Below are 13391 nucleotides of genomic sequence, written 5' to 3' on the forward strand. Positions count from 1 at the left end.
AGAACACTTTCACATGGGTATACACTATACTGGAATGAACATTCATTCCGCATTACCGTTATGAAAGGCTGAGTTGGTATGTCAATGGCATTAAATAAGCGGGACAGTATTGTAGCGAGCTCACTGGCTCTATTTGCAGAACGGGGTTATGACGCCACGACGATTCCCATGATTGCCTCGTCTGCAGGCGTGGGAGCAGGAACGATCTATCGCTATTTTGAAAATAAAGAAGTCCTTGGGAATACGATCTTTCAAGAATATGTGAAAATTTTTACTGAAACAGTGGAAAATGATTTCCCGTATGATAAGTCGATACGGAATCAATTTCATCATATTTTCCAATCGATGATTCAATTTACAAAAGAACAGAGCCAGGCGCTCTACTTCATCAGGACACACAGCAGCGCCCACTTCCTCAATGAGGAAAGTCACACATGCTTCGAAGAACTGTTGAATCTATTTAAATGCTTCTTCGATTCTGGAAAAGAGAAGAAGGTCATCAAGAATCTGCCTTCCACGGCTTTGATCGCCATCCTTTATGGTGCCTTTCTCGAACTTCAGCGACTTGTCCGGATCGGGGAATTGGAGCCTGATACCTCCATGCTTACTGATGTAGAGGATAGCATGTGGGACGCTGTACGATTACATATGTGAGAAGCGATTCGTTTCTCATATCTCAAGCGGAATGAACGTTCATTCCGCAATAACCAAACTTTAATACGAGGTGAAGGAACCATGACACAACAATCTCAATACCCACAACCGAAAACGTATGGACCACTCGGGAATTTGCCCGTAATCGATAAAGAAAAACCCCTTCAATCATTTATGAAGCTTTCCAGGGAACTGGGACCCATCTATCAGTTCCAGTTTCCCGGCAGAATGAGCACCTTTGTTTCCAGTGCGTCCCTTTCAAAGGAAATATGCGATGAAACCCGTTTTGATAAAAAAGTCGGACCGGCCCTGCAAAAAGTGAGAGCTTTCGGTGGAGACGGACTTTTCACCAGTGAAACGACAGAGATGAATTGGAAGAAGGCGCATAATATTCTGCTGCCAAGTTTCAGCCAGCAGGCCATGAAAGGATACCACTCAAAGATGGTGGATCTCGCCACCCAGCTCATCCAAAAATGGGCACGTCTTAACCCTGCAGATGAAATCGATGTCCCTGAGGATATGACCCGTCTGACCCTGGATACCATCGGCCTCTGTGGTTTCAATTACCGTTTTAACAGCTTCTACCGGGAAACCTCCCATCCCTTTGTCGATAGTATGGTCCGGGCTCTGGATGAAGCGATGAACCAATCACAGCGCCTCGGTCTTCAAGATAAACTGATGATTAAATCGAAGAAACAGTTCAGGGAAGATATCGAGTACATGTTCTCCCTTGTCGACGACTTGATTGCCGACCGCAAGTCAACCGGAGATCAAGGGGAAGAAGATCTCCTCTCCTATATGTTGAAAGGAACAGATCCCGAAACAGGCGAGGCGCTCAGTGACGAGAACATCCGCTTTCAAATCATTACCTTCTTGATTGCAGGTCATGAAACCACAAGTGGACTCCTCTCCTTCGCCCTTTACTACCTGATGAACAACCGGGAAAAATTGAAAAAGGCTCAGGAGGAAGTCGATCGTGTGGTGGGAGATTCCATTCCTGACTATAAGCAAGTGAAACAGATGAAGTATGTCCGCATGGTCTTGAATGAAACGCTGAGACTGTGGCCGACCGCCCCTGCATTTTCTGTATATGCCAAAGAAGACACAACACTTGGCGGCCAATATGATGTCAAAAAAGATGATGTGTTCACACTCGTCATCCCTGAATTACATCGGGATTCATCCGTATGGGGAGATGACGTGGAAGCCTTCATTCCTGAACGATTCGAGGACCCGTCTTCCATTCCCTATCACGCATACAAACCGTTCGGTAATGGTCAGCGTGCCTGCATCGGACAGCAGTTCGCCCTTCATGAAGCAACACTGGTGCTCGGAATGGTCCTGCAACATTTTGACCTGATCGATCATCAAGACTATCAACTGGATGTCAAAGAGACGCTGACTCTCAAGCCTGATGGATTGACGATGCGGGTTTCCCCCCGTAAACCTGCCATGGCATTCTCCATCGCTTCCTCCGAAGAAGCTAAACCGGAAAAAGCGGCTGCATCTGTCCCGGTAGAATCATCCCACGGTACGCCTTTGCTCGTCCTTTATGGTTCAAACATGGGAACGGCGGAAGGAATTGCCCGGGACCTGGGGGAAACCGGCCGCCAACAAGGATTCCGGACAGAGATCGCTTCATTGGATGAATACAGTGATGGACTCCCAACAGAAGGAGCGGTCATCATGGTTTCTGCTTCCTACAACGGAAACCCGCCTGACAACGCAGGTCAATTCATTTCCATGCTGAAAGAAAGTGGGCCTGATGACTTTGAAGGGGTTCATTACGCAGTGTTCGGATGTGGTGACCATAACTGGGCAACTACGTATCAGAGGATCCCTAACTTCATAGATGAACAGCTGTTTGAAAAAGGCGGACACCGCATCGCAGAAATCGGGCACGGTGATGCAAGCGATGACTTTGAAGGGGATTATGAAAAATGGGCAGACTCCCTTTGGCCGAACCTGGCTGACGAATTGAACATCGAACTGCATCAGAACGATGGATCAAATAGCTCCATTACAATGAATTATGTCAGTGACGTGAGCGACACACCGTTGGCACGCACTCACCATGCCTTTACAGCGGTAGTGAATGAGAATAAGGAGTTACACCACGCAGAAAGCGGCAGGAGCACGAGACATATCTCCCTCACGTTGCCAGAAGGTGTTACCTATCAGGAAGGCGACCATATTGGGGTTCTTCCGCAAAACCCGTCGTCTCTTGTCGAGCGAGTGCTCAGTCGATTCAACTTGAACGGGCAGGACTTCGTTACATTGACGGGCGATTCCGGTAAAGCGGCTCACCTTCCTACAGAAAAGCCTGTAAAACTTTATGAATTACTGGCCAATTATGTAGAGTTCCAAGAACCCGCTACCCGTTCTCAAATCAGGATCCTGGCCGCTCATACCGTCTGCCCTCCTCACGTCGTTGAGCTCGAGGAACTACTGAAGGATGAGACGTATAAAGAGGCCGTATTAAGGAAACGTTTAACGATGCTGGACCTGGTGGAGAAATACATGGCATGTGAAATACCGTTTGAAACATTCCTTGCCCTTCTTCCATCCTTAAAGGCACGCTATTATTCGATTTCAAGCTCACCTTTATACAAAAACGGAGAAGCAACCATCACCGTCAGCGTCGTTCGGGGAGATGCCTGGAGCGGACATGGCGAATACAAAGGAATCGCATCCAACTATCTGGCAGAGCGATCCCGGGGAGATAAAATCGCCTGCTTTATCTCTACACCGCAATCGAACTTCCAGCTGCCTGAGGATACGGAAACCCCGATTGTCATGATTGGACCGGGAACGGGAATCGCTCCATTCAGAGGATTCATCCAGGCACGCAGCGTTCTTAAGGAGCAAGGAAAATCACTTGGTGTGGCCCATCTCTACTTCGGTTGCCGCAATCCGGAGCACGATTACCTGTATCAGAGAGAATTGGAGAGAGCGGAACAAGAAGGGATCGTCACCCTTCATACGGCATTCTCAAGATGCCCGGGTCAAGAAAAAGCATACGTCCAGCACCGACTCGCAGAAAATGCAGAGGAAATCCTGCCATTATTGAAAGAAGGCGGACGACTATACATCTGTGGTGACGGAAGCAAAATGGCTCCAGATGTTGAAAAGACATTAGTAGAAAGCTATATGCGTTTCTATCAAACATCGAAAGAAGAAGCCGATAAGTGGCTCAGATCATTGGAAGAGGATGGTCGATACGCGAAGGATGTTTGGGCAGGAGCATGATATAAGAGAAGCGAATCCTAATGGGGTTCGCTTTTTTTTGATCATATTAAATTCGGACATGTCCAACGTACGTGTACCACAATTAACTCAAAAAAGAGAGCTTCCGCTTTGGAAGCTCCCCCAACTGCTATTTCCCCCCAGTAAACGAAATCCCCTTAATAAAGTACCGATTAAAGAATGCATACAACAACAGAACAGGAAGTGTAAACACCATCGATGCTGCCATAATGTAATTCCAATAGCTGACATACTGTCCTTTGAAGGTGTTCAACCCTAACGGCAAGGTATACATTTCTGTATCCGTCATGACGATCAATGGAGTCATGAAGTTGTTCCAAAAGCCCATAAATACAAAGATTGCCTGAGCAGCCAGGGCCGGTTTCGCCAGTGGCAATACCACTTTAAAGAAGATACCGAAACGGCTGAGACCATCGATTTGGGCAGCCTCTTCCAATTCCTTCGGGAAATTGATGAAGAATTGTCTCATCATGAAGATGAAGGTCGCATTGATCATGGCCGGTACGATCATCCCTTGATACGAATTAAGCCATCCGATTTCCTTTAAAATTAAGTAATTCGGGATCATGGTTACCTGTGCAGGGATCATCAGGACAGCCAGGATCATGATGAACAGCGCCTTTTTCCCTGGAAAGCTCAACCTTGCCAAGGCATAACCCGACATAGAATTAAAAATGATATTTAACCCGGTACCGACTACAGCAATGAACAGACTGTTGAACAGCCATCTTGGAAACAACTCTTGTTTGATGAAGATTTGTTTATAATTATCTAAAGTGAAATTCTTTGGTATGAAGTTCATTGTCCCGCTAATGATTTCTTCCAGCGTTTTAAAAGAAGAAGACAGCGCCCATAGGAATGGGATCAGGGTCGTGATGGCATAGCCAATCAAGACAATATACAGGAGACGTTTACTGAACGTCTTTTTCTTTGAATTCATGCATTAGTCCCCCCATTAATAGAGTGATTCTTCTTTAGAGAATTTCCGTTGTATCAAGGTGGCCACCAGGATGATGAGAGCCAGGGCAAAGGCAAGGGCCGCTGCATATCCCATGGATCCCAATGATTTAAACGCATATTGATAGATTAAGAGCACGACCGTTAACGTCGAGTTATTGGGTCCCCCGGATCCGCCTGAGAAGATATACGATTGATCAAATAACTGGAATGTGCCGATGACTCCCATGATCACGACGAAAGATGTAACCGGTCTGAGAAACGGAACCGTCACATAGAAGAACTTCTGAATGGCATTCGCTCCGTCCAGTTCAGCGGCTTCGTATAACGAGTCGGGAATATCTTGAAGGGCAGCAAGATAAATGACCATGAAAAACGGAGCCGTCGCCCAAATATTCATCAGCATGATGGCATTCAAGGCTATATCGGGATCCCCAAGAAAATTGTAGGTGGGCAAACCGACTTTATCTAACACGTTATTGATTAACCCTTCTTTGTTGTACATCCACATAAAGATCAGGGTCAATACGGCTGAAGACGTTAACGTCGGCAAGAAGTAGACAATCCGGAACAGCTTCTCACCCTTTAAACCTGCATTTAACGTGGCAGCTAATACCAGTGCGAGGAAGGTTTGGGTCGGAACTACGATCAGCACATATTTGGCTGTGTTTTTCAATGCAATGATGGCCCGATTGTCTTCCATGATCCGGGTGAAATTGTCGAAAGCCACAAAATCGAAACTCATATCACCAAGGAGTTGAACTTTATGAAAGGATAAAAAAATGGCGTATAGAATCGGTCCAATGATAAACACGGCTAATACCAGCAGTGTCGGTGACATAAATAAGTATCCTTGACCTGCATCTTTTAATCTCTTTTTGGAAGATGGTTTGTTCATTCTTATCCCTACTTTCTCTCTGTCTCGTTAGACTACACCGATTACCTGTATTCTTTCCGCCAAGGTCTAAGTGCCAAGACCTAAAAAGAAAGAATACAGTCAATGGTAAAGTTGTACCTGACACAATCTTGAGTGCCAGGTACCTTTAGAAAGATTATTGAATTTCGCTATTTGCCTGTTCCTGTGCTTCTTTCAGAGCTTCATCTAATGGACGGTCTCCGAGGAAGGCTGCGATGAACTGGTTGTTAAAGTTATTCATGATGATCGGCAGATTCTTTCCTTCTGCCCAAACTGTTGCATATGGTGCTCCTGCTACGAGGGCACCCCGTAATTCATCTTTGTCATACCCCAATTTTTCAGCAACTGACTTACGTGTCGGAAGGGCAAAACCTTTGGACGTCCAAGTTTCCATTCCTTCTTTGCCTGTCAGATACGAAATCAATTCCCATGAAGCTTCCTTCTTTTCAGATGCGGCATTCATCACATATCCCACCGTGTAAGCCATTGTTCCTTTTTTTCCATCAATGGTCGGTAATTCAGCCGTGCCATATTCTACATCCGGGAATGTATCGGCTAAAAATGGAATCGCCCAGTTTCCTTCGATGACCATGGCCGCTTTTTGTTGTCCGAACATTTCTCCACCCCAGTTCGCTCCGACTTCTGAGGCCTGTGCAGAGGTTTTGTCTTTGTTATGCTGGTCGATGATTGGCTGAAGGGCATTCACCACTTTATCAGAAGCAAAGTTCGCTTGATCATCCTTCACGACTTCCCCACCCGTTGCCTGTGCGATGTGGTAAAGACGGGCAAGTTCAGGTGCGACACCAAATCCATAGACGCCCTCTTTCGTCAGTGTCTTTGAAACTTCACGGAGTTCTTCCCATGTTTTCGGAACTTCCACGCCCGCCTCTTCAAACATCTTCTTATTATAAAAGAGTGCTAAAGTCGAGTAATCTTTCGGAAATCCATACGTTTTTCCATCGACTTGAAATGCTTCAAGCATCGGCTTTTCGAAATCTTTCACATCAAAGTCTTCCGTCACATAATCATCCAGTGGTTCCACGACCCCGGTATCAATCAGGGCAGGTGCTTCCAGGGCATCAAGATAGAAGACATCCGGCCCTTCTCCACCGATTAGTCTTGTTTTCAAGACATCCATGTACTGCTCAGAAATGACTTCGTGCTTCACATCGATATTTGGATGCTTCTCTTCAAAGTCAGCAAGGGTCTGCTTCAGGAGCTTTTGCTCTGAAGGATTCCCTCCCCAGCCTGCGAGGGTGATTTCGACCTTTTCACCATTTTCCCCGCCGTTTGAACTTGCTTTCTCATCCGAACCGCTGCAGCCTGCAAGCACTGATCCCACTAACATCGTCGTCATTCCTAAACTCGCCATCCACTTCATTTTCACCATTTCTTCCAACCCCTTTATTGATTTATGAAAAATAGGAAGCTTATTCCCAGGTGTACCTAAACTGTTTGTTTTTCTTTAACAATGTCATAGCCGGTTGAGTTTTCCATAATCGTGGTCTCTACTTTGTCCCCATTTCGCACCACGGAGAGAGAAAGCACTCCATCACCAATCGCTATATTATGAACCGTTAAGGTATTCATCCCATTGAGTAGAATCGGATATAAGTGAATCTCTTTTTGAAGACTGTTCGGGAAAAGCCCCAATAAAGATTGAACAAACACAAGAGGTGTCCCCGCTGCCCATGCTTGCGGAGAACATGCGACAGGATACTTTACTGCCTTTCCGATTGTTGACTCGTATCCACAGAATAATTCGGGAAGTCGGTCGTATTCGAAATGATGGGACGCCTCAATCAGCCCACTCATGACCTTCTTGGCTTCAGCCGTTAATCCCAGCTTGCTTAATCCGAGCAAAGTCATACTATTATCATGAGGCCAGACACTTCCATCATGGTAGCTCATCGGGTTATAGCCAGCTTCCCCTTTCCCCATCGTACGGATTCCGTAACCGGAGAACATGCTGTCACCTGTTAATGTTTGACTGACTTTTTCAGCGCGATCACCTGTCATTATCCCGGAAAACAACACATGACCTGGATTCGATGTAATCGTACCTACCTTTTCTTTCTTTCGATCAAGAGCAATGGCGTAGAATTCAAGGTCATCCATCCAAAACTCCTGTTCAAATCGCTCTTGAAGGTTTTTCGCTTCTGCCTTTAATCTGGAAGCTGTCTCATGGTCCTCAAGTGCTTCATAAATGGCAGCCAGACCCCGTTTTGCCTGGTACACATAGCCTTGGACCTCTACCAACGCGATCGGCGTATCCGCGTAGTCCCCGTTTCGGTGAACGATGGAATCCCCTGAATCCTTCCAGCCCTGATTGGCAATTCCTTTGGAAGATTCCTGGTGATACTCAAGGAAAAGGTCTCCATCTCGATCTCCATATTGATCAATCCACTTCAAAGCGTTCTTCACGTTGTCAGAAAGACGTTTGAATGTGCCGAAATCCCCTGTCCATTTCACATACTCCGTTAGAAGGACAAGGAATAACGGTGTGGCATCAATCGTCCCGTAATACGGCGTGAACGGAATCTGATTCGTATTCGCAAGCTCTCCGTAGCGAATTTCATGCATGATCTTCCCTGGTTGTTCGTCTCTCCAGGGGTCCACCTTCGTTCCTTGCTCGCTCGCCATCGTAAACAGGGTGCCTTTTGCGACCTGTGGCTGAAAAGCAATCATTTGCAGTGCCGCAATAAGACTATCCCGACCAAATGGAACTCCGAACCAAGGCAGACCCGCTACAGGAAACTTTCCGTATCCAGTATCGTTCAATAACACTCTAAGATCGGATAACCCTCTATCCACCAGACGCTGAAGCGGATCGTAATCGGTTTCTACCTTTGTTAACCCAGCGGACCATTCTTTATATGAAACTCTTAATCTTTGCAGGGCCTCTTCGACCGGTAATAAGTCATCTCTCGTTTCTCCATTTTCCAGGGGCACGATCATCAATGTAATAGATCGCTCTTCCTCATGCTGAAGCTCCACCTGAAATGTGACCTCTCCAGTTTCATTCACATTTTTCGCCTCTGCATCCCAGTGGATGTTGGTCGCGCGATTGATACCGTCTGCTCCTTCATATTGAAAGATGAGGGATTGATCTTCCACTTTCTGTCCCGTTCTTTTTCCTACCTTTCCCGTTTGGAAGCCGCGTACGATAAACATATCGTTAAAGTCCACATCGACTTCTATACTCAACTCAAACGAGACCGGCTTTGGGTAATAGTTTTTAGTTTTGATCGTTTCATATAACACATCATCATAAATAAAGCGCTTACGTTCGATCTCAACGGATTCTCGCCAAAGAATGAGGTTGCCCTCCTCTTCCTGGTGGGGATTTGTCGATAGAATCGTAGACATATAGTTTTCGGATCCATCCGAATGTAGTAGAATCGGTTTTTGATGATTGATTTTCACATTTAACTTGCTTAAATACCTGGTATCATTCTTGTATAAGCCCAGCCCGTAACTATGCTCTGAAGTGATATCTCCCTGTTCATCTGTAAGAAGAAATAAGTTGTTTTCTTTAATCACTCTGTAATTCATATTGATTCCTCCTCCTTTTAAAAAGTGTTTTCACCTCATCCGAAACGTTTTGGGAACAGGTTAAAAAAATATAGCCATTTTATCCAAAACGTTTCGGATTTCCTCCTGAATAATAGCTGGTCCGTGAAATGACACACCAACTTTTATTCAATAATGAAATTCGTACTTTCCCTCTCGATCAACTTCGTTTCCAACACCACTCGATGGGTTTCCGACTGATTCGTTAACAAATCCCATAATAATTTAGCAGCTTCATAACCCAATTGAAACTTATTTTGTTGGATGGTCGTAAGCTTAGGGCTCACATATGAAGCAAGGAGGATATCATCATATCCAACAATCGAAAGATCTTCCGGGATTTTAATACCCAACGCTTTCGCAGCACTTATTGCCCCGATGGCCATTAAATCACTGGAGCAAAAAATGGCTGTGATTTCCGGGTTTGAGGAAAGCAATCCATGGGCAGCTGCCCTTCCACTTTCTTCTGTAAAAGCACCGTTTACGATGTAGTCCGGTTTACTTTCAATGTGTGCTTGATGCAAGGCGGCATGATAACCTTCCAATCTCTGCTGACTGACAAACGCAAACTCGTGCCCATTGATCATCCCGATATTCCTGTGGCCATGGTCGATTAAATGCCGGACCGCTTTTTCAGCCCCCAAGACATTATTTGTTGTCACATGACTTACATTCGGAGACTCAAGGGGGATATCAATCAATACACAGGGAATATCACTTTCCACCACTTCATGTAAATAAGGATCATCGGTTCTGATCCCCTGGATGATCACTCCATCCACTCTTCGTTCCCTGCAAAGCTGTGTGTAGGTCTTTTCTCGCTGCTTGGATGAATTTGTATTAAATAACACAAGATCGTAATCAGATCCTGACACAAAATCATTAATGCCCGCAAGAACTTCCACGATAAAATTATCCTTCACACTTTCTTTCGTGAACCCGGAAACGAGTAATCCAATCGTTTTCGATTTCTTCATTACCAGACTACGGGCAATGGAATTCGGGCTGTAATTCAACTCTTTTGCCACTTGGGCAATCTTCTTCCTCGTATCTTCATTAACATCCGAGTACCCATTCAACGCCCTTGAAACCGTCGTAACGGACACCCCGGCTACTCTTGCAATATCTTTAATCGTAGTCACTTGCACATCTCCCAAAACGTTTCGGATTTCCTTTATCTGAATAATACAACAGCTTGAAAACAATTACAATATTATTTTTCTATAACGTTGGTTTGGAACACATGAGATCAGCAGGAAGTCTTTCGGATCCCGTCCATTAAAAAAGCAGCGAATCCAAACGAATTCGTTGCCTCTTCCTCACTTTTTCCTAACCGGTATCCATATTTCACTTCTAAATGCATCAGACGTAACATCTTTACTTTCATTCCACAATATCTCCGGTCCCTTTGCTTGCTCGTAGCTAGAAGTCGGGAACCATTCAGAATAGATTCTCCCCCATACCTGCTGCAGCGTATCCGGAAATGGGCCGACCGCTTCAAATACTGCCCAAGTTAGACGAGGGACAGCAAGTTTCGATAAGCCGTCGGGACCCTCCTCTGTTGTCGCTGCCCCAATATAATGATCAAGCTCACCCTTTTCTTCCATCCTGCCCTCGGAAAAGTTGACGGATGCACTAATCAATCCTTGTGGTTCAACATTTGATAGGCTTTTTAACCCCTTGATCATTTTCTCATCCAGGCTCTGCCACATGTCTGCAATGTCAGGGTTCACCCCATTAAACACGATGGGGACCCGCTTCATGATACCTACAATGGAAAACGGTTCTTTCTCTACGATTCGATAATTCATTTCATTGCCTCCTTTGATGGATAACTGGAAGGTCATCGGCGGAAATGATTTGATTGAATGGCCCTTTGCTTGTGACGGAGTGATCCCATGCATTTTTTGAAAAACTCTCGTAAAGGAATCGGGTGATGCGTAGCCATATTTTAAAGCTATATCAATCACCTTTACATCCCCGTTTTGCAGTTCAAGTGCTGCCATGGTCAAACGACGTCGGCGGATATATTCTGATAATGAAACCCCGGCAAGGAAAGAAAACATCCGTTTAAAGTGATATTCCGAGCAATAGGCGCGCCTGGCCACTTTTTCATAATCGATTTCTTCCGTCAGGTTTTCTTCAATATAGTGTAAAGCGTCATTCATCGTCTTTAATGTATCCATTTCCATGACCTCCTTCTTCATAAGAATAGCAAGAATGATAGCAATTGACCCGACATATCGTGCACCATGTTGCAGGATGTAAAAAAGACCTCCTCACAGGAGAAGGCCACTACATTTATTTCCTTGCTTCATGTACCTTGAGCATCTTCCCTTTAACCGTCGTTTTCTTCATGGCTTGCAAAACCAACGGCCCTTTCCCGTTGAGGATCTCCACATACGACAGGTTTTCCTGGATCGTGATGATTCCGATGTCTTCAGCCGTCACACCATCGATCTTCGCAATCGTTCCGACAAAATCGACTGCCCTGATTTTCTTTTTCTTCCCGCCATTGAAATAGAGCTTCATGATGTCTCTATTCAGCTGCTGACTTTTGTCCATTTTAAAATCGGGTTCCTCATCCAGTTTCCGTTCAAAATCTTGTTTCGCCATTTCCACAGCTTCCCGCATAGGCGCTGTATGCTTAGGGATCTTAAATCCGATATATCCCTCAATTTCATCAAGGAATTTCTCTTCATAAGGTGTGCAGAACGTAATTGCTTTACCTGTATGTCCTGCTCTCCCCGTTCTCCCGGTACGGTGGACATAGCTTTCCTTTTCCATGGGCATATCATAATTAATCACGTGGGTGATGTTTTCAATATCGATCCCCCGCGCCGCCACGTCCGTTGCCACCAGGTACCGGAAATCTCCCCTCTTAAAATCGTCCATGACTTCAAATCTGGCTTCCTGGATCATGCCGCCATGAATTTTATCCACAGGGTAGCCCGACCGGTCCAGCTCTTCACATAATGTGTCCACATTTTCCTTCGTCCGGCAAAAGATGATGCAGCTGTCCGGATTTTCTACAGTGGTCACATTTTTCAGAAGGGACATTTTATCCTCTTCCCTCACTTCCAGAACCGAATGCTCGATTTTATCCGTCGTGATCCCCGTTGCCTTGATTTCAATATGAACCGGTTGCTTCATATATTTATGACAGAGTGCTTCAACATCCTCTGGTAAGGTCGCAGAGAATGTCAGGGTCACACGATCAGCCGGAAGTTGCTGAATGATCGCTTCTACTTGATCGATAAAGCCCATATTCAGCATTTCATCGGCTTCATCAATGACAAGGTACGCCAGTCTATCCAGTGGAAAGGTCCCTTTTTCAATATGATCGAGCACACGACCCGGTGTACCGACGACGATATGATTCTTCTGCTTCAACTCAAGCTTTTGGCGATGAAAGGGGGATTTCCCGTATACGGCTGCCGCTTTGATCCGCTTATATCTCCCAATATTCGTGATGTCTTCTTTGACTTGGACCGCAAGCTCCCGTGTCGGGGTCAAAATCAGGGCCTGGGGTTTATTTTCTTCCCACTCCACCATCTCGCATAGGGGAATCCCGAAAGAAGCCGTCTTTCCGCTCCCCGTCTGAGAACGGACAACAAGATCTTTTTTCTCTAAAGCAAGTGGGAGTACCCTGGATTGTACGTCTGTAGGAGCTTCATATCCTAAACCGGAAAGCGCCCTGACAATCTCTCCACTGAGCTTATAATCCTTAAACTGTTTGATTGACATATCATAACCTCATTTAGTTTTTCTTATTTTCATAGGAAAGTACACATTCTATTCACAAAATCACTCACGCACAAATTCTTTTCAAATTTATTTAGGCAATCCCTCAATAGTGTGTTATGCTTTACCTAACCATTTTTAACTTGTAACATGTTGTCTCCGGGACCGACGAACGCTGTCGGTCCCTTTTTATATCTAAAGCGCAGGCGGCTCGTTCAGAGGCGACAAGCATAAGATGAATAGGCTGGGAAGGCGCTCTTTGCCTTCCTGGCCTATTTAG

General features: G+C 45.4%; 9 protein-coding genes. 2 read left to right on the forward strand and 7 right to left on the reverse strand.

Annotation, left to right across the window (positions count from 1 at the left end):
• Positions 1-84: 84 nt before the first annotated feature.
• Together BVI01S_RS05490 and BVI01S_RS05495 are read left to right on the forward strand one after the other, a co-directional pair.
• Complete coding sequence (locus BVI01S_RS05490) at positions 85-654, forward strand: TetR/AcrR family transcriptional regulator (protein ID WP_156030133.1); 570 nt, start codon at positions 85-87, stop codon at positions 652-654.
• An 81-nt stretch (positions 655-735) separates the two neighbouring features.
• Positions 736-3903 carry a bifunctional cytochrome P450/NADPH--P450 reductase gene (locus BVI01S_RS05495; protein WP_061809557.1) on the forward strand — a complete coding sequence of 1056 codons (3168 nt, stop codon included), beginning with the start codon at positions 736-738 and terminating at the stop codon, positions 3901-3903.
• A gap of 127 nt (positions 3904-4030) precedes the next feature.
• Here BVI01S_RS05495 and BVI01S_RS05500 read toward each other — a convergent pair whose 3' ends face one another.
• The 7 genes from BVI01S_RS05500 to BVI01S_RS05530 all read right to left on the reverse strand — a co-directional run bounded on the left by BVI01S_RS05500 (position 4031) and on the right by BVI01S_RS05530 (position 13114).
• Positions 4031-4861 (reverse strand): carbohydrate ABC transporter permease, encoded by an 831-nt coding sequence (locus BVI01S_RS05500; protein WP_060671797.1) that lies wholly within the window; start codon positions 4859-4861, stop codon positions 4031-4033.
• 15 nt (positions 4862-4876) lie between these two features.
• Entirely contained in the window at positions 4877-5776 is a 900-nt protein-coding gene (locus tag BVI01S_RS05505) for a carbohydrate ABC transporter permease (RefSeq protein WP_060671796.1), read from the reverse strand.
• Between the two features lie 154 nt (positions 5777-5930).
• On the reverse strand, positions 5931-7184 hold the full coding sequence (locus tag BVI01S_RS05510) for an ABC transporter substrate-binding protein (protein ID WP_061809558.1): 1254 nt from the start codon (positions 7182-7184) through the stop codon (positions 5931-5933).
• Between the two features lie 56 nt (positions 7185-7240).
• Entirely contained in the window at positions 7241-9349 is a 2109-nt protein-coding gene (locus BVI01S_RS05515; RefSeq protein WP_061809559.1) for an amylo-alpha-1,6-glucosidase, read from the reverse strand.
• Between the two features lie 143 nt (positions 9350-9492).
• Positions 9493-10509 (reverse strand): LacI family DNA-binding transcriptional regulator, encoded by a 1017-nt coding sequence (locus tag BVI01S_RS05520; protein ID WP_061809560.1) that lies wholly within the window; start codon positions 10507-10509, stop codon positions 9493-9495.
• 177 nt (positions 10510-10686) lie between these two features.
• Positions 10687-11553, reverse strand: a complete 867-nt coding sequence (locus BVI01S_RS05525) for an AraC family transcriptional regulator (RefSeq protein WP_034762318.1) — start codon at positions 11551-11553, stop codon at positions 10687-10689.
• Positions 11554-11668: 115 nt separating this feature from the next.
• Positions 11669-13114: a DEAD/DEAH box helicase gene (locus BVI01S_RS05530; RefSeq protein ID WP_061809561.1), complete on the reverse strand. Its 1446-nt coding sequence runs from the start codon at positions 13112-13114 to the stop codon at positions 11669-11671.
• Positions 13115-13391: the final 277 nt, after the last annotated feature.

The sequence above is a fragment of the Rossellomorea vietnamensis NBRC 101237 genome (genome assembly GCF_001591825.1).
In the GTDB taxonomy this organism is placed as follows: Bacteria; Bacillota; Bacilli; order Bacillales; family Bacillaceae_B; genus Rossellomorea; species Rossellomorea vietnamensis.

What these genes read in the sequence shown, in the direction of transcription:
- BVI01S_RS05530 (WP_061809561.1), bottom strand. Translation starts at nt 13,114, where the DNA reads ATGTCAATCAAACAGTTTAAGGATTATAAGCTCAGTGGAGAGATTGTC.
- BVI01S_RS05505 (WP_060671796.1), bottom strand. Translation starts at nt 5,776, where the DNA reads ATGAACAAACCATCTTCCAAAAAGAGATTAAAAGATGCAGGTCAAGGA.
- BVI01S_RS05510 (WP_061809558.1), bottom strand. Translation starts at nt 7,184, where the DNA reads ATGGTGAAAATGAAGTGGATGGCGAGTTTAGGAATGACGACGATGTTA.
- BVI01S_RS05525 (WP_034762318.1), bottom strand. Translation starts at nt 11,553, where the DNA reads ATGGATACATTAAAGACGATGAATGACGCTTTACACTATATTGAAGAA.
- BVI01S_RS05515 (WP_061809559.1), bottom strand. Translation starts at nt 9,349, where the DNA reads ATGAATTACAGAGTGATTAAAGAAAACAACTTATTTCTTCTTACAGAT.
- BVI01S_RS05495 (WP_061809557.1), top strand. Translation starts at nt 736, where the DNA reads ATGACACAACAATCTCAATACCCACAACCGAAAACGTATGGACCACTC.
- BVI01S_RS05500 (WP_060671797.1), bottom strand. Translation starts at nt 4,861, where the DNA reads ATGAATTCAAAGAAAAAGACGTTCAGTAAACGTCTCCTGTATATTGTC.
- BVI01S_RS05490 (WP_156030133.1), top strand. Translation starts at nt 85, where the DNA reads ATGGCATTAAATAAGCGGGACAGTATTGTAGCGAGCTCACTGGCTCTA.